The organism is Tardiphaga sp. 215_C5_N2_1, assembly GCF_052076055.1.
Classification (GTDB): Bacteria; Pseudomonadota; Alphaproteobacteria; order Rhizobiales; family Xanthobacteraceae; genus Tardiphaga; species Tardiphaga robiniae.
The window spans coordinates 349,948-371,489 of the sequence record NZ_CP197240.1 but is presented as its reverse complement, the minus strand read 5'-3'; the positions used below and the strand labels follow the sequence as shown (position 1 = coordinate 371,489).

General features: G+C 61.6%; 16 protein-coding genes and 2 pseudogenes. 5 read left to right on the top strand and 13 right to left on the bottom strand.

All coding sequences use genetic code 11. From position 1 onward, the window contains the following. The first annotated feature begins 80 nt into the window (after positions 1–80). Positions 81–1,322 (top strand): putative DNA modification/repair radical SAM protein, encoded by a 1,242-nt coding sequence (locus AB7828_RS01570; RefSeq protein WP_441229206.1) that lies wholly within the window; start codon positions 81–83, stop codon positions 1,320–1,322. Positions 1,323–1,344: 22 nt separating this feature from the next. After that, positions 1,345–2,808, top strand: coding sequence for a UdgX family uracil-DNA binding protein (locus tag AB7828_RS01565; RefSeq protein WP_441229205.1), 1,464 nt, complete (start codon positions 1,345–1,347; stop codon positions 2,806–2,808). 3 nt (positions 2,809–2,811) lie between these two features. Here the strand turns inward: AB7828_RS01565 and cnbZ are convergent. The 12 genes and pseudogenes from cnbZ to AB7828_RS01505 form a co-directional block, all read right to left on the bottom strand. Continuing rightward, positions 2,812–3,556: pseudogene (cnbZ, locus tag AB7828_RS01560) on the bottom strand (2-amino-5-chloromuconate deaminase CnbZ). 127 nt (positions 3,557–3,683) lie between these two features. Then, complete coding sequence (locus AB7828_RS01555) at positions 3,684–6,773, bottom strand: MexW/MexI family multidrug efflux RND transporter permease subunit (protein ID WP_441229204.1); 3,090 nt, start codon at positions 6,771–6,773, stop codon at positions 3,684–3,686. Between the two features lie 116 nt (positions 6,774–6,889). Further along, positions 6,890–8,086, bottom strand: a complete 1,197-nt coding sequence (locus tag AB7828_RS01550) for an efflux RND transporter periplasmic adaptor subunit (protein ID WP_441229203.1) — start codon at positions 8,084–8,086, stop codon at positions 6,890–6,892. Between the two features lies 1 nt (position 8,087). Beyond that, on the bottom strand, positions 8,088–8,795 hold the full coding sequence (locus tag AB7828_RS01545; RefSeq protein ID WP_439061344.1) for a TetR/AcrR family transcriptional regulator: 708 nt from the start codon (positions 8,793–8,795) through the stop codon (positions 8,088–8,090). A 587-nt stretch (positions 8,796–9,382) separates the two neighbouring features. Further along, complete coding sequence (locus AB7828_RS01540; RefSeq protein ID WP_441229202.1) at positions 9,383–10,246, bottom strand: sugar phosphate isomerase/epimerase family protein; 864 nt, start codon at positions 10,244–10,246, stop codon at positions 9,383–9,385. A 1-nt stretch (position 10,247) separates the two neighbouring features. Then, positions 10,248–11,447, bottom strand: a complete 1,200-nt coding sequence (locus tag AB7828_RS01535) for a dihydrodipicolinate synthase family protein (RefSeq protein ID WP_175366683.1) — start codon at positions 11,445–11,447, stop codon at positions 10,248–10,250. An 8-nt stretch (positions 11,448–11,455) separates the two neighbouring features. Next, positions 11,456–12,607, bottom strand: coding sequence for a Gfo/Idh/MocA family protein (locus tag AB7828_RS01530; protein WP_089266960.1), 1,152 nt, complete (start codon positions 12,605–12,607; stop codon positions 11,456–11,458). A 2-nt stretch (positions 12,608–12,609) separates the two neighbouring features. Continuing rightward, positions 12,610–14,025: a hypothetical protein gene (locus AB7828_RS01525; RefSeq protein WP_441229201.1), complete on the bottom strand. Its 1,416-nt coding sequence runs from the start codon at positions 14,023–14,025 to the stop codon at positions 12,610–12,612. Between the two features lie 11 nt (positions 14,026–14,036). After that, positions 14,037–14,888: an ABC transporter ATP-binding protein gene (locus AB7828_RS01520; protein ID WP_089266959.1), complete on the bottom strand. Its 852-nt coding sequence runs from the start codon at positions 14,886–14,888 to the stop codon at positions 14,037–14,039. A gap of 50 nt (positions 14,889–14,938) precedes the next feature. Further along, positions 14,939–15,931: an ABC transporter substrate-binding protein gene (locus AB7828_RS01515; protein ID WP_093761915.1), complete on the bottom strand. Its 993-nt coding sequence runs from the start codon at positions 15,929–15,931 to the stop codon at positions 14,939–14,941. Positions 15,932–16,005: 74 nt separating this feature from the next. Then, complete coding sequence (locus tag AB7828_RS01510) at positions 16,006–16,737, bottom strand: ABC transporter permease (protein ID WP_246297556.1); 732 nt, start codon at positions 16,735–16,737, stop codon at positions 16,006–16,008. 194 nt (positions 16,738–16,931) lie between these two features. Continuing rightward, positions 16,932–17,591, bottom strand: a complete 660-nt coding sequence (locus tag AB7828_RS01505; protein ID WP_309949136.1) for a TetR/AcrR family transcriptional regulator — start codon at positions 17,589–17,591, stop codon at positions 16,932–16,934. A 231-nt stretch (positions 17,592–17,822) separates the two neighbouring features. Between AB7828_RS01505 and AB7828_RS01500 the strand changes: the two genes are divergently transcribed. Next, positions 17,823–18,584, top strand: a complete 762-nt coding sequence (locus tag AB7828_RS01500) for a sulfite exporter TauE/SafE family protein (RefSeq protein ID WP_120291166.1) — start codon at positions 17,823–17,825, stop codon at positions 18,582–18,584. A gap of 97 nt (positions 18,585–18,681) precedes the next feature. Here the strand turns inward: AB7828_RS01500 and AB7828_RS01495 are convergent, their stop codons facing one another. Next, positions 18,682–19,527, bottom strand: coding sequence for a VOC family protein (locus AB7828_RS01495; RefSeq protein WP_441229200.1), 846 nt, complete (start codon positions 19,525–19,527; stop codon positions 18,682–18,684). 204 nt (positions 19,528–19,731) lie between these two features. On the opposite strand from AB7828_RS01495, the gene AB7828_RS01490 reads away from it, so the two are divergent. Both AB7828_RS01490 and AB7828_RS01485 read left to right on the top strand, forming a co-directional pair. After that, positions 19,732–20,625, top strand: a complete 894-nt coding sequence (locus AB7828_RS01490; RefSeq protein WP_439057886.1) for a sugar kinase — start codon at positions 19,732–19,734, stop codon at positions 20,623–20,625. 5 nt (positions 20,626–20,630) lie between these two features. Continuing rightward, positions 20,631–21,541, top strand: a pseudogene (locus tag AB7828_RS01485) (ribokinase). Position 21,542: the final 1 nt, after the last annotated feature.

Below are 21,542 nucleotides of genomic sequence, written 5' to 3'. Positions count from 1 at the left end.
ATAAAGCTAAGATGGCAAGCCGAGTCAATCGGGATCATCAGCCACTTTTTTAGCATTTGAAATCAAAGGGATTTTTGAACATGGACCTGAAGCGCAAGCTGGAGATCCTGGCAGATGCCGCGAAATACGACGCGTCCTGTGCGTCCAGCGGTACCGAGAAACGGGACTCCCGCGACGGCAAAGGCATCGGCTCGACCGATGCAGGCATGGGGATCTGTCATTCCTATGCGCCGGACGGCCGCTGCATCTCGCTGCTGAAGATCCTGCTCACCAATGCCTGCAATTACGATTGTCTTTATTGCGTCAACCGGGCCTCCAGCAATGTGACGCGCGCCCGCTTCACCGTCGACGAAGTGGTGCAATTGACGCTGGATTTCTACCGACGCAATTACATCGAGGGACTGTTTCTCTCGTCGGGCATCATTCGCAGCGCCGATTACACGATGGAACAGGTTGTCGCCGTCGCGCGAAAACTGCGCGAGGAGCATTATTTCCGCGGCTATATTCACCTCAAGACCATTCCGGAAGCCGACGATGCGCTGATCACCGAGGCCGGCACATATGCCGACCGGCTCTCGATCAATATCGAGGTGCCCGAGGAAGACAGCCTGGCAAAGCTGGCGCCGGAGAAAGACGTCCGCGCCATTCGTCGCACCATGGGTCGATTGCGGTTGAAGCTCGATGAAGCCCGCGAGGGTCGCAAGCCGACGCCGCGCGGCAAAGTCGGGCCGCGTTTTGCGCCGGCCGGCCAGAGCACGCAGATGATCGTCGGCGCCGACAGCGCCAATGATTCAACCATCATCCGGACCTCGGCCAATCTGTACGGGTCCTACAATCTGAAGCGCGTCTATTACTCCGCCTTCAGCCCGATCCCCGATGCGAGCCGTTCGCTGCCGCTGCGCGCGCCGCCGCTAATCCGCGAGCATCGGCTGTATCAGGCCGACTGGCTGATGCGCTTCTATGGCTTCGAGGCCGACGAGATCGTCGATGACGCCGACGGCATGCTGTCGCTGGACATGGACCCGAAACTCGCCTGGGCGCTGCGCCACCGCGACCGCTTCCCGCTCGACGTCAACCGCGCCAGCCGCGAAGACCTTTTGCGCGTGCCCGGTTTCGGCGCCAAGGCCGTGCAGCGGATCATCGAAACGCGCCGGATCTCGTCGATCCGCATCGGCGACCTCGCCCGGCTGCATATTCCGCGGAACAAGGCACTGCCTTTCATCGTTCTTCCGGATCATCGCCCGGCCGTGAATTTGCTGGACAGCGCGAAGCTGGTGGAGCGGTTCAAGCCGAAGGCGACGCAATTGGGATTTGGGTTTTAGAATTTCATTTCAGGAGAACCCGATGCACAGTATCGTGCTGGAGAGCGACACCGACTTTGAAGGCTGGCGCAAGGCGGCACGCAAACTGGCGCTCAACGACATTGCTCCCACTGACGTGACATGGACGGTTGCAGGCGCCGAGCCTGAATTGTTCTCCGCCTCGCCAGCAACGTCGCTATCCGACGCCGCAAAAGGCGCGTTCAACGTTCCCGCCAAATTCGTCGAGCTCGCCGAGACTGCGGTCCTGCATCGCGATCCCGAACGCTTCGCCCTGCTGTATCGTCTGCTGTGGCGGCTGCGCGACAATCCCGATCTGATCCACGTCGCGATCGATTCCGACATCGCTAAATTGCAGGCGATGGCCAAGGCCGTCCGGCGCGACGAACACAAGATGCATGCTTTCGTACGGTTTCGCGAAATCGGCCGCGAGCCAAAATCGCATTTCGTCGCCTGGTTCGAGCCCGAACATCACATCGTCGAACTTGTCGCGCCCTTCTTCGCGCGGCGCTTCGCCGACATGGCGTGGTCGATCCTGACGCCGGATCTCTGCGCGCATTGGGACGGCCACGCGATTTCCATCACGCCCGGCGTCAGCAAGGCCGATGCGCCGACCAAGGATCGGCTCGAAGAAGTGTGGCTGACCTATTACGCCAACATCTTCAATCCGGCACGGTTGAAGACCAAGGCGATGCAGAACGAGATGCCGAAGAAATACTGGCGCAACCTGCCCGAAGCCGCGCTGATCAAACCGCTGATCGCGGAAGCTGAACGCATCACAGGTGACATGATCGCGGCAGAAGCCAGCGCGCCCAAGAAACCGCAACGTCGGGAGGAGACGATGGTCAAGTCGCATACGACCAAAACGGCCGAACATACCGGGAAGGAAAGTCTTGCCGCATTGCGCGACGAAGCCGCCGATTGCCGTGCCTGCCATTTGTGGAAAGATGCGACGCAAACCGTGTTCGGCGAAGGCCCGCAGCATGCTTCTGTGATGATGGTCGGCGAACAGCCCGGCGACAAGGAAGATCTCGCCGGCAAGCCGTTCGTCGGACCGGCCGGACAGATGCTCGACAAGGCGCTGAAGGAAGCCGGCATTGTCAGGGACAAAGTCTATGTCACCAATGCGGTGAAGCACTTCAAATTCGTGCCGCGTGGAAAATTCCGTCTGCACCAGAAACCGGCAACACCTGAAATCAAGGCGTGCCGACCCTGGTATGAGCGTGAAAAGGCGTCCGTAAGACCCGAGCTTGTCGTCGCGATGGGTGCGACAGCCGCGCAAAGCGTGCTCGGCAAGATCACGCCGATCGGCAAGACGCGTGGCCGTATTATCGAGGCTGACGACGGCACACAGGTTCTCGTGACCGTGCATCCATCCTATCTGCTACGACTGCCCGACGAGGATGCCAAGGCGCGCGAATATGCGCATTTCGTCGAAGACCTGCGCATCGTCGCCGCGCATCTCTGCAAATCAGCGCGCGCTGCCTGACGGTCAGATCACGAATTCACGCATCACACGCCGCGTATCCATCTCGAATTCGAGATCGACCACCGGCGGCCGCGCAAAATGCCAGGTCATGCCCTGCCGCGACGCACCGCGCTTGACCAATTCATCGGCCACCACGGGATGGAAATCCTGTACCGTGTAAATCTGCGTCGCGGTGGTGTCCTTCCACGAGAAGCCGAAGGCGCCGAGGCGTTCTTCCATATTGCTCATGGTCATCCGCGTTTTCTCCCGGAATGCGTCCGGCGAGGTCTCGCGATAGCGCGTGATGCGCTCGGGATATGTTCCAGGACCGCCACGCGCTTCAGCACCACCCGCAATCACGAAAGTCGGCTTGGCACCGAGCGACGGCCGCGTGAACGAGAACGCGTAAAACGACGGTTCACTCGGCGGATCGATCTCGAGGCACACATTGCTGCGCGCGACGGGATTGTTCGTGCCGTCGAAGATGCCCCATTCAGCAAGCGTCTTGACATAGTGCTCGTTGAACTTCCGGAAGCCAGCTTCCGTCCACCACTACAGGCGAGCGCAACTCGCAGGCGCAGAACGATGTCAGCGGGCGATCCGCCGCGAGAATGTAATCGGCAATACGCGCAAACCCATCGGCCAATGGCAGCCACGTGTCGAAACGAACGCGCTCGATCTCGAAATCCGCATTGGCGGCAACGCCGCTGGAATACTGAAACACTGCGGGAAGATAGCGATAATTGCCGGCCGGAAAATCGCGCGTCATGGGATGGGTCCTGTGGAAGCCATGCGGGCCGCCAAAAGATAATGGCGGATCGCATGAAGCGATCCGCCATCCAACCTCAAACCATGTGTCCCCGCAAGCTCAGCTTCGCAAGGCCGCGTCCGTGCGATCAGGCCGTCCGCGTATGCTCCAGATCGAATTCCTCGATCTGCTTGGCGCGCTCCGTCTCTTTGCCGGCGCGGTGATCGGTGGCGATGGCCACGTAAACCGCGGGCAGCACGAACAACGTGAACAGCGTACCGATCATCATGCCGGAGACGACGACGAGGCCGATCGAGAAGCGGCTCGCTGCACCAGCACCCGCCGCGGTGAGCAACGGCAACAGGCCGGTGACCATCGCGGCCGTGGTCATCAGGATCGGACGCAGACGCACGCGGGCAGCCATCTCGATGGCCGAACGACGATCGAGACCTTCCTTGAGCTGCAGTTCGTTGGCGAACTCCACCATCAGGATGCCGTGCTTCGAGATCAGACCGACCAGCGTCAGCAAGCCGACCTGGGTGTAGATGTTGATCGTCGCCATGCCGAAGAACAGCGGGATCAACGCGCCCAGGATCGCCATCGGCACAGTAATCATGATCACGAGCGGATCGCGCAGACTTTCGAACTGCGCTGCCAGCACCAGGAAGATGATGATCAGCGCGAAGCCGAACGCCACTGCCAGCTGGTTGCCCTCCTGCACATACTGCCGGGAATCCGCGAGATAATCGTGGTTGAAACCCGACGGCAGTTGCTTGGCGGCACCCTCAAGGAAGTCGACCGCCTGCCCCACTGTCACGCCGGGCATCGGCACCGCCTGGAAGGTCGCCGAATTCAGCTGGTTGTAATGCGACAGCGCGTTCGGGTTGGTGCCCGTTTCGACCTTCACCAGCGTCGATAACGGCACCTGCTGACCCGTGACCGTCGGCACATAGTAGTTCGCCAGCGAATCCTGCGAGAGCCGCATGCCGCGCGGCACCTGCGGGATCACCTGATAGGAGCGCCCCTCGAGGTTGAAGCGGTTGGTGTAGTTGCCGCCGAGCAGCGTCGCCAGCGTATTGCCGATGCTCGACATCGTAATGCCGAGGTCGTTGGCCTTGGAGCGATCGATGGAGACGCGCACCACCGGCTGATTGAAATCGAGATCGCTGTCGCTGACGATGAACAGGCCGCTCTTGCGCGCGGTGTCCTTCAACTTGACCATCTCCTCATAGACCGACTGGAAACCGTTGGTCGAGCTGATCACCATCTGGATCGGCAGACCGCCGGGACCGCCCGGCAGCGCCGGAAGGTTGAATGCGAAGGCGTTGACACCCTCGATCTTGCTGAGTTCGGCCTGCACCAGCGGCTTCAGCTGCGTGGACGAACGCTTGCGCTCGTCCCACGGCTTCAGCAGCATGCCGGCGATACCGTTGCTCGGACCGTTGGTGCCGTTGATGATGAAGCGCAGATCGGTTTCCGGGAACTTCTTGAACGCCTCGTCCATGCGATCGCCATAGAAATCCGCGTAGTCGATGTTGGCGTATTTCGGTGCCTTGGTCACCGCAAACAGAATGCCCTGATCTTCCTCGGGCGCCAGCTCCTTCGACGTATTCATGTACATGAAGCCGACGAGACCGAGGATCACAACGGCGAACATGGCCGTGATGGGGCGATAGTCCAGCGAACGATCGAGCTGCCGGCCATACCAGCGCGTGGTTGCGCCGAACACCTTGTCCACCTTCTTGGCGAACCAGCCCGGCTCTTCCTGCTTTAACAGCACCGAGCACATCATCGGTGACAGCGTCAGCGCGATAACGCCGGATACGATCACCGAGCCCGCCAGGGTGAAGGCGAATTCGCGGAACAGCGCACCGGTCAAACCGCCGATGAAGCCGATCGGCGCATACACCGCCGCCAGCGTGATGGTCATGGAGATGACCGGACCAACGATCTCGCGCGCGCCTTCCAGCGACGCCTGCACCGGCGATTTGCCCTCCTCCAGATGGCGGTGGATGTTCTCCACCACCACGATGGCGTCGTCGACCACGAGGCCGATGGCGAGCACCATCGCCAGCAGGGTCAGCAGATTGATGCTGAAGCCCATGACGAGCATGAGGCTGCAGACGCCGACCAGCGACAGCGGAATCGTCACCACCGGAATGATGACCGAGCGGAACGAAGCCAGGAACAGGAAGATCACCACGATCACGATGCCGACGGCTTCGATCAGCGTGTTCTGAACTTCCTCGATCGACGACGTGATGAACTTGGTGGAGTCGTAGGCTACCTTCATCTTCAGCGATGGCGGCAGGTTACGCTCGAGTTCGGGGAACAGCGCGCGCACGCCCTTGACGATGTTGAGCGGATTGCCGAGCGGTGTCGCCTGCACGCCGATAAAGATCGCGCGCTCGCCACTAAACGCCACGCTCGCGTCCGTACTCTGCGCGGCAAGCTCGATGGTGGCGATATCCTCCATACGAACAAAGCCACCGTCCTTGGCTTTCACCGTCATGCGCTTGAATTGCTCGACGTTCTGCAGGTCGGTATTCGCCGTCACGTTGGAGACGATGTAATAGCCCTTGGTCTGACCGGCTGCCGCCTGGAAGTTGTTGGCGCGGATCGCCGCAGCGACATCGTCCGGAGATACACCGCGGCCCTGCATGCGCAGCGGATCGAGCCACAGGCGCATGGCGAAGGTCTGACCGCCGAGGATTTCGGCCGACGCCACGCCGTCCACCGTCGACAGGATCGGCTGCACCGCGCGCGTCAGGTAGTCGGAGATCGCCGAGCCAGACAGTTCCTCACTGGAGAAGCCGAGATACATCACCGCCGTCGTCGATCCCGTGGACTTCAGAATGACGGGGTCATTCGCTTCGCGCGGGATCAGATATTTGACCGAATTGACCTTCGACAGCACTTCGGTGAGCGCAGCATTGGGATCGACGTTGAGCTTGATATAGACCGAGATCAGGCTCTGGCCCTGCGTCGACGCCGACGTCATGTAGTCGATGCCTTCAGCAGCCGCGACGGCCTGCTCGATCGGCGTGGTGATAAAGCCCTGCATCAGGTCCGGCGACGCGCCGGGATACACCGTGGTGACGGTGATCACGGTGTTCGACAGTTTCGGATACTGACGGATCGGCAGGCTGGTTGCAGCCTTGAAACCGATCAGCAGGATCAGCAGGCTGACGACCAGCGCCAGCACCGGGCGCTTGATGAAGATATCCGTGAAGACCATTGCGGTCGCTCCGTCATCGGCACCATCTGCCGGCCATTACAGGCCGCGCGACGATGCGAGAAAATTCATTCAGATGAGCCGGGACGGACCGCATGTCGCGGCCCGTCCATCGGGTTTCAGTTCAGCGGCGGCTTCGCCGGAATTTGCGGCAATGGATCGGTCGAGATCGACACCAGCGCGCCGGACTGCAACTTGAGCTGTCCGACCGCCACGACGCGATCACCGGCTTTCAGGCCCTGCGTGATCACCGCACGGCCATCGATGCGGTCGCCAGTGCGCACGAAGGTGCGCACCGCCGAGAGCTCGGTCTTGCCATCGTCGGTCTTCTTCTCGGTGATCAGGTAAACCGAGTCACCATAGAGCGTGTAGTCGACTGCGGTCTCCGGCACGGTGATCACAGCCGGTTTGTCCGGCAGCACGACGGTCGTGGTCGCGAACATGCCCGGCTTCAGAATGCCTTCCGGATTCTGCAGCGTCGCCTGAACACGAATGTTGCGCGTATCCGCACTGATCTGCGGCTCGATCGTGGTGATCTTGCCCTCGAACTTGCGGCCCGGATAAGCGTCCACCGAAATGCGCACAGCCTGACCGACCTGCAGCTTGCCGGAGTCTTTTTCCGTGACCGTGAAGTTGTTGTAGACGGCGGACAGATCGGTGAGCGACACGATCTGCGTGCCGGCCGTCAGGTACTGGCCGACTTCGACCCGACGCGTGCCGAGCACGCCGTCGAACGGCGCGCGCACCTGCTTCTGCGAAATCACCGCTTCGGTCTTGGCGATATTGGCCTGCGCCTGATCATACGCCGCCTGCGTGGTGTCGACGGTGGCCTGCGGACCAACCTGACGCTCAGCGAGCTGTTTGGCGCGGTCGAGATTGATGCGCGCCACGGTGGCAGCCGCCTTGAAGTTGGCGAGGTCGCCCTGGTCCGGTCCGTCGAACAGTTGCACCAGCGGCTGGCCGGCCTTGACGGTCGCGCCCGCGGTGAACTGGATGTCGGTAATGCGACCATTGACGTCGGAGGTGACGTTGACCTGATGCACAGCGGCGAGATCGCCGACGGCGCTAATCAGGTTGGGCACGACTTCGGACTTGGCATCCGCAACACTCACCACAGTCGGCGGCGGCTTCATGGTGGCGAAGAACTGCTTGATCATGTGGGCGCGGAATGCGTTGAAGCCCACCAGGCCGCCCACCAGGATCGTCAGCAGGATGCCGACGATGATGAACCAACGCACCATCCGCGGACGCGGACGGGGCTTCTCGACAGTCGCGCGCGGCGCCGTAGTGCTGTTGGGTTCGGTCGTGAGTGTCATGTCATGCGCTTTCTGTCGTAGTCGCTGGCATCAGGTACGCCGGAAGTTCGCGATCGATATACGTCGCGATCGCCGTGTCTTTCAGTCCGATACCGCGGAGAATAAACTCACAAAGTTGCCGCTCGTTGTCGGCGGTGCTGGCATAAGGCAAACAGGGAACCGAGGGAAGGCGCGATAATGCCGCCATCATCGCGGTGTGGTGCGCGAACCAGAAAAGACCCATCGGCTCTTTTCCGATCCGGACCGCATCGTTTGTCCGGACAGCGTCTTCAAGTGACGCCGTAAAGGTCGGGCCGATCAGCTCGCCGATCTTGTCAAACAGCAGCCGGGCGAATTCGCCGTCCTGCAACTGGCTGATGACCATTAGCCGCAGGCGCTGTGCCTCTTCATGATCGGGATCGGGATCGCGCGGAATGTCGAGGAAGTGCCCGACCATGCCGCGAATCAAAATCACCAGCGTCTCGGTCGACGGCGGCAGACCGAGCAGCTTGTTCAGTCCGGGATCGGCTTCGCATTCCTCCGCCAGGATCTCCGCATAGAGCGCCGACTTGGTCGGGAAGTGCTTGAACAGCAAGCCTTCCGAAATCGACGCCGCAGCCGCCACGCTCTTGGTCGTGGTGCCGGCAAATCCATTGCGCGCAAAGCATCGCTTCGCCGCACTGAGGATCAGCTCGCGCCTGAGGTCATGGGTCATTCGAAGTGTGCTCATAGCGTCGTGAGTAAGCACTCACCTCTATTCGTGTCAAGAAAATGGTGCATCGCATCCGGAGAATGACTGCAGGTGGTATCTGGCCGCCACAGTGTTGCATTCTCGCGACGCCAATGCGCCCGAGTTATGCGGCCCCCTCAAGATGAGGGGTGGCAGCGCGCCATGAGGCACAAAGGGTGGTTTTTATCGCGATCCGCTCCGCCGGAACGCCGGTAATCCGCAACCGCGCAACGCCACCGCAGACAAGTTTACGCAGTCTGCGACTGCTATGGGCGATTTCTGTCCCCGGGACCGTGCTTCCTGGGACGTGGCGCCGGCCGGTTTCCCCGCTTTTGCCTGTCCCAGTCCAGCCGTTTCCATCAGAGCCTGTAGTGGGCCCGGACGGCTACCCAGGGCCTCCCGAGTGCGCGAGGTACGTCCCCTCGCCGCCCGCGGGCGCCACAATCCCAGCTCCACCTCAAGACGCCTCTAGAAGCGCGCCTCGCGAACCGGATGAGCGAAGGACAATCCTTCTAGGTATATTGTCAAGATATATAGGAAAAAATGTTTAAGCTCTACCCTCGTGCGTTTCGGCACTACACCGTGAGTTACACCACCGTCTTGTGACGCTCGATGCAGGTCGTCATCACCTCATCCATCGACTTGCTCCACCAGTTCTCCGAGAAGATCTCGATCTCGGAATAACCGTCGAAGCCCTGCGCCTCGACGGCGGCGCGGGCGGATTTGATATCGATGACACCGTCGCCCATCATGCCGCGGTCGTTGAGGATGTCCTTGGTCGGCACCAGCCAGTCGCAGACGTGAAATGCGAGCAGACGGTCCTGCCCTGCCCGCGCGATCTGGGCATGCAGTTCAGGATCCCACCAGATGTGATAGACGTCGAGGGCGACGCCGAGCATGCCGGTGCGGTTGGGATCGAGCCGGTCGCAGATATCAAGCGCCTGTTCGGTGGTGTTCACGCAGGCGCGGTCGGCGGCGTAAGCCGGATGCAGCGGCTCGATGGCCAGCGGCATCTTCGCCTGCCGGGCGTATTCCATCATCTCGGCGATGCCATCATCGACCTGCGCACGCGCATTGATGATGTTCTTCGAGGGCGTACTGCCTGGCCGCGAATATTGCGGCAACCCGCCGACGACCAGCACGATGCACGGTGAGCCCAATGCCACGGCCTCGTCGACGCAGCGCTTGTTGTCGTCGCGCTGCTGCTGGCGATGGGCTTCGTCGGAGACGAACATGCCGCCGCGGCAATAGCCGGACAGTTCGAGGTCGTGATCCCGCACCGCCTTCACGGCCTTGTCGAGGCCGACATGAGCGACCTGGTCACGCCATGGGCTGACGCCGCGGATCTTGTGACGGGCACAGGCTTCTGCGATGGCGACGAAGTCGCCCTGCTTGCGGACTGTCGCCGTGTTCAGCGACAGCCAGCGATGGTCATTCGAGAAGTCCCGCATCTCAGGCTTCGATCCCGCGCGTTGCCATGATCGCCTTCATACGCTGCGTCGCCAGTTCGGGATTGGCCAAAAGACCGGCCTTGTCGGCGAGACGGAACAGTTCGGCGAGATGCTGCGTCGAACGCGTGCTCTCCTGCCCGCCGATCATGGTGAAGTGATCCTGATGGCCGTTGAGATAGGCCATGAACACGATTCCCGTTTTGTAGAACCGCGTCGGCGCCTTGAAGATGTGACGCGACAGCGGCACCGTGGGACCAAGCACGTCGTGGAAACCGGCCTCGTCGCCTGCCGCCAGACGCGACAGCGCATAGGATGCCGCCGGCGCGATGGCATCGAAGATGCCGAGCAGTGCATGGGAGAAGCCCTTGTCGTCGCCGGCGATCAGTTCGGCATAGTTGAAGTCGTCGCCGGTATACATCTTCACTTCGGGCACAAGGCGGCGGCGCATGTCGATCTCGCGCTGCGCATCGAGCAGCGACACCTTCACGCCGTCGACCTTGGCGGCGTTGCGGTTGATGACGTCAACGGCGATATCCATCGCGGTGTCGAGGCTCGACGTGCCCCAGTAATTCGCCAGTGCCGGATCGAACATGTCGCCGAGCCAGTGGATGATCACCGGCTGCGCCGACTGCGACAGGATGCGGTCATAGACGCGGCCGTAATCCTCGGCGCTCTTGCCGAGCTTGGCCAGCGCACGCGACGCCATCAGGATGATGCGGCCGCCGACCTTCTCGATCGCTTCGAACTGCTGTTCATAGGCCTTGATCACGTCGTCGATCGACTTGGCATCTTCCACCGCGAGGTGATCGGTGCCGGCGCCGGAGAACACAAGCGCGCCGCGCGGCTTGGCCGCCGCGACGGAGCGCGTGATGAGTTCGAGCGAGGTCGGCCAGTCCATACCCATGCCGCGCTGAGCGGTGTCCATCGCTTCTGCGACGCCGAGACCGAGATCCCAGACGTGTTCACGAAATGCGATGGTGCGGTCCCAATCGATGGTCTGATTGAGCCACGGATCGCACTCCGCCAGCGGATCGGCGACGATATGCGCCGCCGAGAAGGCAATGCGGTTCAGCGTGCCTTCCAGCTTGGCCGGAAACGTGCGCGACGCTGCGAGACGATAGGTCTCGATCGAACGATCGGCCTTCGGCAGCTTCAGCGACAGAGACGACGCAGTCGACGTGGGCATGACTGGCTTGTTCATGGCGGACCTCAGACCTTGAGTGTGGGAACGTCGATCCAGCGGCGCTCCTTCCAGCTTTCCAGCGCGCATTCGACGAGCTGCACGCCCTTGGCACCTTCGAGCAGCGTGTACTTGTAGGGCGCATCCTCACAGACGTGACGGATGAACATTTCCCACTGTTCCTTGAAGCCGTTGTCATAGACGGCGTTGTCCGGAACCTTCTGCCAGTCGGCATAAAAATCGTGGGTGCGCTTCTCGTCGGGATTCCAGATCGGGCGCGGCGTCGCCTGACGCGCCTGGATCATGCACTCGGTGAGACCGGCAACGGCCGAACCGTGGGTGCCGTCGACCTGGAAGGTCACGAGATCATCGCGATAGACGCGCGTGGCCCAGGACATGTTCATGTGGGCGATGACGCCGCCCTTCAGCTTGAAGGTCGCATAGGCCGAGTCGTCGGCAGTGGCCGTGTACTTCTTGCCCTGCTCGTCCCAGCGCGCCGGGATGTCGGTGGTGCCAAGGCACGTCAGGCTCTCGACTTCGCCGAACAGGTTGTCGAGCACGTAACGCCAATGGCAGACCATATCGAGGATCATGCCGCCGCCGTCTTCGGCGCGGTAGTTCCAGGACGGGCGCTGGGCTTCCTGCCAGTCGCCTTCGAACACCCAGTAGCCGAACTCGCCGCGTACCGAGAGCATCTTGCCGAAGAAGCCAGAGTCACGGAGCATCGCAAGCTTCTTCAGACCGGGCAGGAACAGCTTGTCCTGCACGGTGCCGTGCTTGAGACCCTTTGCGTTGGCCTTCTTGATGACGTCGAGCGCGGCTTCGAGATTGGTCGCGATGGGCTTCTCGCAATAGATATGCTTGCCGGCCTCGATGGCGCGGTTGAGCAGACCCGGGCGTGCCTGGGTGGTCGCCGCGTCGAAGAAGATGCTGTCGTTCTTGTCGGCGAAAGCCTTGTCGAGATCAGTGGTCCAGCGCTCGATGCCGTACTTCTTGGCGAGGCCTTCGATCTTCTCGGCATTGCGACCGACCAGGATCGGATCCGGCATCATGCGGTCGCCGTTCTTCAGGGTCACGCCGCCCTGCGCACGGATCGCGACGATCGAGCGCACGAGATGCTGGTTGAGACCCATACGGCCGGTGATGCCGTTCATGATGATGCCGAGGCGGTGGACAGCCATAGTCAGGACTCCTGGAGAACTTTAGTTTGAGAATGATCGGATGAAGCGAGCTGGAGCGGCGACAGCACCGACCAGTCCGGATGTACGCCGGATGCAAATCCGGCAGAGGTCAGCGATCCCGTGAGGAGATCGCCGTCGTGAATCGACAAGCGGATGGTTTCGTCGCCATCGCGGCGGTAGAGATCGGGATGGGCATTCAGGAATGCCTCGGCCTCCTCCGCTGGCGCGGTGCCGAAACCATCGACGTAGTGATGGCCGTTGCGCTCGGCATGGGTGGCGCCGATCAGCGCGCCAAGCGCCAGATCCTGCTGCACAGCAAGGCCGGCTTGGCAGGTGAGATCCTCGCCGGTGATGAAATGGTTGACACCCTGCGCGCTCCACGCGGCAGCACGGGTCGCATTCGCAATCGACTTGTAGAAGCCCTTGCAGGATTTCGAGGAGATGCCGCGATAGCCCAGCGCCTTGGCGGCGGGGAATGCATCCCAATTGTCGTCAGCCTCATCAATGATGAAACTGCGCGAGGACAAATTGCCAAGCGGCGACTCGCGCGTGATGTCTCGCGGCATCGGCTGTTCGATGTAAAGTAGCCTGGATGCAATCGGCGCCAGTGCGCTGTCATTGTCGAGGCGATCGACCAGCGCGCCGAGCGCGTTGAGATCGGCATATTGCTCGTTGGCGTCGAGCGTCACCTGATAATCGTAAGGCAGCGTCGTCAGCGCGTTTCCGATCCGGGTCAAACGTGCGGCGTCTGCCGCGGGATCGCCGTTCATCTTGAGCTTGAAGTATCGTGCGCCGCTATTCTCACGGGGGTCGGCGACACCGCCCTCGCCTTCGATCACATCATCGAGGCCGACGGTGTGGCGCAGCGCGACGCGCTCAAGCCGGTGACGGCTGGCCAGGAACGTCGCGATGTCGTCGGCGCCGAGATCGGGAGCAAGACGCGCGGTAAGACCGGCGACGTTGGCCTTCATGCCCGTGAAGAAATCCGTGCCCAAGCCACGCAGCAGCGCGTCGAGCACAGCCTTGTCGATTTCCGCCGGTCCGAAGCTTGCAGCCAGCGGTGGAATGTCCGCATCGGCGCAGGCCTTCATCTGGTCGCCGATGCAGGCTGCATGCAGACCGAAGGCCGAAATGAAGCCCGATTGTGCGCGATAGAGCTCTTTCGCGATTGCGAGCGACTGCCGCAGTTCGTTCACGGTGTCGCCGATGGCCAGATGCGGCCGCTTGTCGAACCACTTCGGCACCATCAGCTCGGCCGAGGCGCCGACAAACACGCCCTTGCCTTCGACCTCCAGCTCGACCCGAACGAAAGCCTGCGGCGCGGCGTTGACCGTCACGGCGCCAAAGCGAAACGGCCGCACGAACGCCACGTGGCGTTCGAACAGCGTAATGTCTCGCAAGGCGATCCGTGGCGACATGGAAATGGGCCTTAGTCCAGCGTGCTGTTGGTCATGAAGTGCTTGCGGATGCGCGCGACCAGATCGGTGAAGATCGGGTTCGACATCGCATCGAGCGTGCGCTCGCGGCCGAGCGGCACATCATAGATCGCGGCAATGCCGCCGGGGCGCTCGGTCATGACCAGCACCTTGTCGGCAAGGAACACCGCTTCCGGAATCGAATGTGTGATCAACAGAATCGTCTTGCCGGTGGTGCGCTGGATGCGCGACAGCTCGACATTCATCTTCTCACGCGTCATGGCGTCGAGCGCGCCGAACGGCTCGTCCATCATCATGATCTTGGGATCGTGCACCAGCGCACGGCAGATCGAGGCGCGTTGCTGCATGCCGCCGGAGAGCTGCCACGGCAGCTTCTTCTCAAAGCCCTCGAGGCCGACCATTTTCAGCAGCTGCTTGGCGCGGTCCATATACTGCGCGCGCGGCAGATTCTTCATGTCGATGGGCATCAACACGTTGTTGATGATGTTCCGCCACGGCAGCAGCAGCGCATTCTGGAACACGATACCGACATCGCCATGAGGCTCGGTGACTTTCTTGCCGTCGACGTGGATTTCGCCTGATGTCGGCGCAAGAAGGCCCGAGATCAGTTTGAGCAGTGTGGACTTGCCGCAGCCGGATGGGCCGACCACGACGAAGAACTCACCGTCATTGATGTGGAAGTCCAGGGGACGCAGCGACTGCACCTGGCCGTCGCCGGTCCCATAGGTCTTGGAGACGCCGGAGAGATTGATCCCCGACGCCTTTGATGGTGCGGACTGCTCGGATACGACGCGAAGATGCGCACTCGGTTGATCGACGCTCATGGTCCTCATCGCTGCAGTCATTACGGCTAGTCCTGTTGATTTCGTCAGTTCAGTCGAGATAACCGGGCCGGTTACTTCGGCAGATATTCGTTGGTGTAGAAGGCCTTCGGATTGTCCTTGGCCTTGGCTTCCAGACCGCCGTATTCGACCATCAGCTCTACTGATTCCTTCATGTTCTGATCGGTGACCTGGAACGGGCGCTTACCCTTGGTTTCCGGCGTGGTGTAGAGCGGGATGGTGAGCTCGAAGCCCTGGGTCAGGGTCTCGATCTTGCCGCCCTTCGGATTGGCATCGAGGATTGACTGCGCGGCAGCCTTCGGCTCCTTCGACGCAGCTTCGACGGCCTTGGTGGTGGCCGACATGAAGCGCTTCACGAGATCCGGATTGGCCTTGGCATAGTCGGTATTGGTGACGATGCCCGACGACACCAGATGAATGCCGTAATCGGCAAACTTGATCGGATACACATCCTTGCCGGTGGCATCCTTGATCTTCATGGACTGGTCCATGACGTAGCCGAGCAGCAGGTCGGCCTGGCCGTTGATGACGGCGTTGAGCTTGGTCTGTCCGTCGCCGGCGACGGTCTTGAAATCGGATTCCTTGAGGCCCGCCTTCTTGAGGAACAGCGGCCAGATCTGGGTCATGGAATCCGCCGGCGTGATCGCCACGGTCTTGCCCTTGATGTCGTCCGGCTTCCTGATGTTCTTGTCGACGAAGCCCATCACCGACATGGCCGAGGTCTGCAGCAGCACGCCGGTGGCGATCACCGGGGCGCCCTTCACGGCTGCGCGCATCATGGTGGGAACGTCGACATAGCCGAAGTTCACGCTCTTGGCGGCAACGGCCTGCACGGTGGCCGCCGAACCGCGGCCTTCCTGGATGTCGAGATCGATGCCTTCGGCTTCATAGATGCCCTTGGCCTTGCCGTAATAGAACGGCGAATGCTCACCATAGACATACCAGTTGAGCATCAGCGTCACCTTGTCGGCCGCAGCGGCCGGCGTGGCGAGTGCGAGCGTGACGGTGATCGCGGCAGTCGAAACAGCAGTAACCCATTTCAGCATTTTTAGCCTCCCATTGAAGCAGGTGATCGCGGCCCGTTTCGCCGGACCGCTTGTTTGGAAATTGCAGGTCCCGATCAGGACCCGATGAAGACATCCGCGCGCTGGCTGACGTGCCAGGGAATCGCAAAGCGTTCGATACGATCGACCAGCCAGAACAGAATGACGCCGAGCAGCGCGAGGATGACGAGAGCCGCAAACATCGTCGGCAGATCGAAGGTGCCGATCGAGCGCTGCAGCACATAGCCGATGCCGGAATTGGAGCCGACGAATTCACCGACCACCGCGCCGACGACGGCGAGCGTGACGGACACCTTGAGACCGGAGAAAATCGCCGGCAGCGCGTGTGGCAGGTTTACGGCGCAGAACACACGCAAGCGGCTGCCCTTCATGGCGCGGGCAAGATCGACCATGTCGGGATCGACCGACTTGAAGCCCTGCACCGCCGACACGACGACGGGAAAGAAACCGAGCAGGAAGGCGGCGATGATCTTCGGCACGATGCCGAAGCCGAACCACACCACGAACAAGGGCGCGATGGCGACTTTGGGAATCGACTGCGAGAACACCAGCAGCGGATAGACATAGCTCTCGACGGTCCGCGAACCGGCGATCAGCATGGCAATCGGAATGCCGAACACGGCCGAGGCGAGAAAGCCGAGCAGCGTGGCGTAAGTCGTCGGCCCTGACTGCGCGAGCAGCTCGGGCCAATCGGTGTAGAGCACCTTCACGACGTCGCCGGGCGCAGGGATCTGATAGGCAGGAATGTTGAAGATGCGGATCGCCAGATCCCAGCCGACAACGATCATCACCAGCAACAGGAACGGGCGCAGCCATGAGGCGTTCAGCAGCTTCGATACACTGCCGGGTGCTTTCTTCTCACTCACGCGTCTCGTCTCCCAGATGCCGGCTTCGCGGTCGCATTTAACTCGTTGGATAAATACAGCGCATGGCTTCACCGTTGTCAATTGGGCGCTTAACTAGCGAAAATTACACAATGATTTCAGGCGCTTTGGCGGGCCGAGGTGTGGACAACCGTCGCCGGCGGGAGCTGGAATTCGGCCACGGATCGGCCGGTGAGCGCCGCCAGGACGAGTGCCACCATATGGGCCAGCCGCTCGTCCCTCGCCTCCTTCGCCAGGAGATCCCTGCCGAAAATCACGCTGAGCGTAGCGTTGTTGCCGATATAGAAAAAGCTCAGCGCGGCGATGGAAATGTAGAGCTGCACCGGATCCATCGCGACCTTGAAATCGCCTGACGCGACGCCGCGCAAAACCACCGTGCGGATCATCTCCACGAAGGGCGAATGCATCGACTTCACCTTCGTGGAGCGCTTGATGTGCTTCGCGCGCTCCAGATTCTCGGTGTTGAGCAGCGCGAGGAATTCCGGGTTGCGGATAAAATAGTTCCAGGTGAAGGCGATCAGGCTCTCGATGGCCTCGGGCGGATCGAGATGTTCGAGATCGAGCGTGCGTTCTTCGGCGCGGATCTGCTCATAGGCACCTTCGAGTACCGCAAGATAGAGCGCATCCTTGTTGCCGACGTGATAGTAGAGCATGCGCTTGTTGGCGCCGGCCTGCGCAGCGATGCGATCGACGCGCGCACCGGCGAGGCCCTTGCTCGCGAATTCCTTCTTGGCAGCCTCGAGAATGCGCAGACGCATCCCTTCCGGGTCACGCTGCCACTTCAATGCTTTCTTCGGCGCTTTTTTAGTTGTTTTTGCCAAACCCGGATCCCGTCGCTCAGCGGAATGACGCAACAGCCGCACGTCTATCGCGTGTAGCATGCGTTTGCCCGCTTGAGAACAAAGCATGTTCCGGGCCATATGCGCAAACGGGCATCGCCTTTTGCGGGTGTCGTCGCTATCACTGCCCTGCCCCAACCGGACCTGCTTGTGCCTGCCATCATCACAGACCCGTTCTTCTATGCCGTCGCCATTCCGGCGGTGATTTTCCTTGGCCTCTCCAAAGGCGGCTTCTCCGGCGTCGGCATTGCCGCCACGCCGCTACTGGCGCTGTATCTGCCGCCGCTCGAGGCGGCCGCATTGCTGCTGCCGGTGCTGATCACGCAGGACCTGATCTCGATCTATGTCTATCGCCGCGAATGGGACGCCTCGAATCTGAAGATCATGTTGCCGGGCGCCGTCGCCGGCATGACGCTGGCGTGGCTACTCGCCTCCTATATTTCCGACAATGCCGTGCGCATCACCGTTGGTTTGATCGGCCTCATCTTCGTGATCGATGTCTGGCGCAAGCGCGCCAGGATCGAACCAACGCGCATGGGCCCGGCCGGCGGCGTGTTCTGGGGCGCGGTATCTGGCTTCACATCCTTCATGACCCAGGCGGGCGGTCCACCGTTCCAGGTCTATGTGCTGCCGCAGCGGCTGCCGAAGCTGGTGCTGGTCGGGACCACCACGATCTTCTTCGCCGTCGTCAATGCGCTGAAGATCGTGCCCTATTTCGCGCTCGGCCAATTCCACGCCGGCAATTTCGCGACATCGCTGGCACTGCTGCCGATGGCCATCATCGCGAATTTCATGGGCATCTGGCTGGTGAAACACACGCCCACCAACCTGTTCTACAACATCGCCTATGCGCTGTTGCTGGTGATCTCGCTGGTGCTGCTGTGGCAGGGTTGTTCGATGTTGTGGCGGTAGGTAGCAACACGTAGGATGGGTAGAGCGCAGCGAAACCCATCGCTTTCATGCGTTTAAATGATGGGTTTCGCGAAGACGCTCTACCCATCCTACACCTCTACACATCCTTCCCCGTCCGCTCGATCAGCAGCGTCGGAATTCCGCAGGTGCCATCGCGGAGGCTGACAACACGGGTGCCCGGCTTGCGGCCACTACGCACCTCCGACACGTTGACATGCGCGGCGAGCAAGCGCTCGCGGACGGCATCCGCGTCAGCGACGCGCCAGGTCATGCCCCAGAGCTTGTCGCGATTCTTGTCGGCCTTGTCGTCGGGGCGATGCACGACCTCGACGATCAGATCGCCGCAGCGGAAGAACATCAGATGGCCCCACTCCGGATTGGAGCGATCCAGTGCCATGTCGAGGCCCAGTCGCGCGCCATAGAGCGCAGCGGCGCGCTCCGGATCCTGCGTGGCGACAACGATATGGTCGAGGCCAAGGAACGGCGTATCGCCCACCGGAGGCGACACCGGACGCTCGTCGGACAGTTCGAGAAAGAATTGCCGGACGCCGCGCGTCGCGTCCGTCGCCGCACGGGTACGCTTCCAGGTGAGTGTGGCGCCGGTCTCGGTATCCCTGCTCTCGACCTCGGCGATGGGATCAGGCTTCAGCGCCAGGCGATCGAGCCGGCGATGCATCCCAGCGATATCGCCAGTCCGGAAACAGATGCTGGCCAGCGTCGCACCCTGCTCCGGCAGCACGGCCCTGATGCGATCGGCGGCCGGGCCGTGACCGACAGGCGCCATCAGCTCGACCGACATGTTGGCCACCGTGAAGATCGCCATGGCCGCACCGTCGCTGGTGCTGCGCCAGGCGGGCGCGCGGGCGAACAGGGTCTGATAGGTGGCGATCCCCACCTCCAGGTCCTCCAGCAAAATGACGACGTGATCCAGCCCGGTGATCATCGCATCCCTCCCGTCTTCGTGGCGTTGTTGTGATCGAACTATGCCAGTTTTCGAGCCGCAATGCTGAAAACCGACTCCGCCCGGCTGCGGCATCCTGCGGCATCGCACAATTTCGGTGGTGACCTCGTCGCAACCGCTGTTAAGCTGACTGATGCGCCGTCTCCGGACGGGTGCAGCCATCCCTCAGGCGAGACGGACGGATTCATGAAGGCACTCTTTATCGGACAGACCTATATCGACGTCACGTTCATCACCGACCATATGCCGACCGGCGACGAGAAGCATGTCGCCTCCGACTATGCCGTGTCGTTCGGCGGCAACGCGGTCACCGCCGCCTTCTGCTGCGCCAAGCTGGGCATCGTGCCTGATCTGATCGCCACCGTCGCCAATGACTGGCTCGGCCGCATGTTCATGGACATGTCGGCGAAATACGCCATCGAGGTCCATCCGCGCAAAGTGGCGAGTTCGTCGCTGTCCTTCATCATGCCGAAAGACGGCAAGCGTGCCATCGTCCGCTGCCGTGACGACGAACACATCCATCCGTTCCCGCTGCTCAATCTCGGTGCCTGCCGCGCGCTCCATATCGACGGCCATCAGCCCGATGCCGCGATCCACTACGCGAAGCTCTGCCGCGAGGCCGGCATCCTCACCTCGCTCGACGGCGGCGGCTTGCGCACCAATACCCATGAGCTGCTTGAGTTCATCGACGTCGCCATCGTCGCCGAACGTCTCTGCGAGCAGATGGACCTGACGCCGGAGAAGATGCTCGATTATCTCAAGAACCGCGGCTGCCGCGTCGGCGGCGTCACGCTCGGCGAGAAGGGCCTGCTCTGGTATGACGAAGCCGGCACAGTGCACACACTGCCCGCGCTGCCGATCCCGCGCGAAAAGGTGATCGATACCAATGGCGCCGGCGATGTTTTCCACGGCGCTTACGTCTATTCGTACCTCGCCAATCCCGGCCATAGCTGGGCCGAGCATTTCAAATTCGCGCGGGCCGCATCGACCTTCAAGATCCAGCGGCTTGGCAATGAAGCGGGACTGCCGACATTGTCGGATATCGCGGCGGTGCGTGAGGAATATCGGGCGCAGGTGTGACAACCATGGGCCAGGTTGTCGTCGCCGGCAGCATCAATATGGACGTGGTCGCGACAGCCGACCGTCATCCGGCAATCGGTGAGACTGTAGCAGGCCGCGAAGTGTTGTATTTTCCCGGTGGCAAGGGCGCCAATCAGGCCGTGGCTGCGGCGAAACTTGGTGCAGCGACCATGCTGATCGGCTGTACCGGCGCGGATGCCTTTGGCCGCGACACCAGGGCATTTCTGGCCATGCAGGGCGTCGATCTCGCTTACGTGCGTGAGGTCGCTGGCGCCGGCACGGGAACAGCGATCATCACCGTTGCGAGAGCTGAGAACACCATCATTGTCATTCCCGGCGCCAATGCGTTGGTCAATGCGGCCGATGTCGCTGCGTCCGCATTCCGAAAAGGCGATATCGCCGTCAGCCAATTCGAGATTCCGCTGCCGGCCATCACGGCTTTCTTCACGCGGGCGCGCGCATCCGGTGCAACGACGATTCTCAACCCGGCACCGGCGATGCCGATTGACCGTGAGCTGATGGCTCTGGTGGATATTCTGATCCTCAATGAAAGCGAACTCGGCCTGCTTGCAAGTCTCGAACTGCACGACACCGATCCCGATGCGCGCTTCATCGCCGCCGCATCGACATTGCAAACCGATCATCGGCCGAACATCTGCATCACGCTGGGCAAGCGCGGCGCGATCGCGCTGATCGATGGCCGGGTCCACCTCGAAGCCGCCCGCATCGTGAAGGCCATTGACACCACCGGTGCCGGCGACTGTTTCGTGGGGGCTGTTGCCGCAAAGCTTGCGGATGGACATTCATTGCAGAGCGCCATTGGCTATGCTAATGTCGCCGCATCGCTTTGCATACAGCGGATGGGCGCCGGGCGTCGATGCCAACCGCGGAAGAAGTGTCAGCGGCTGCCGGCTAGC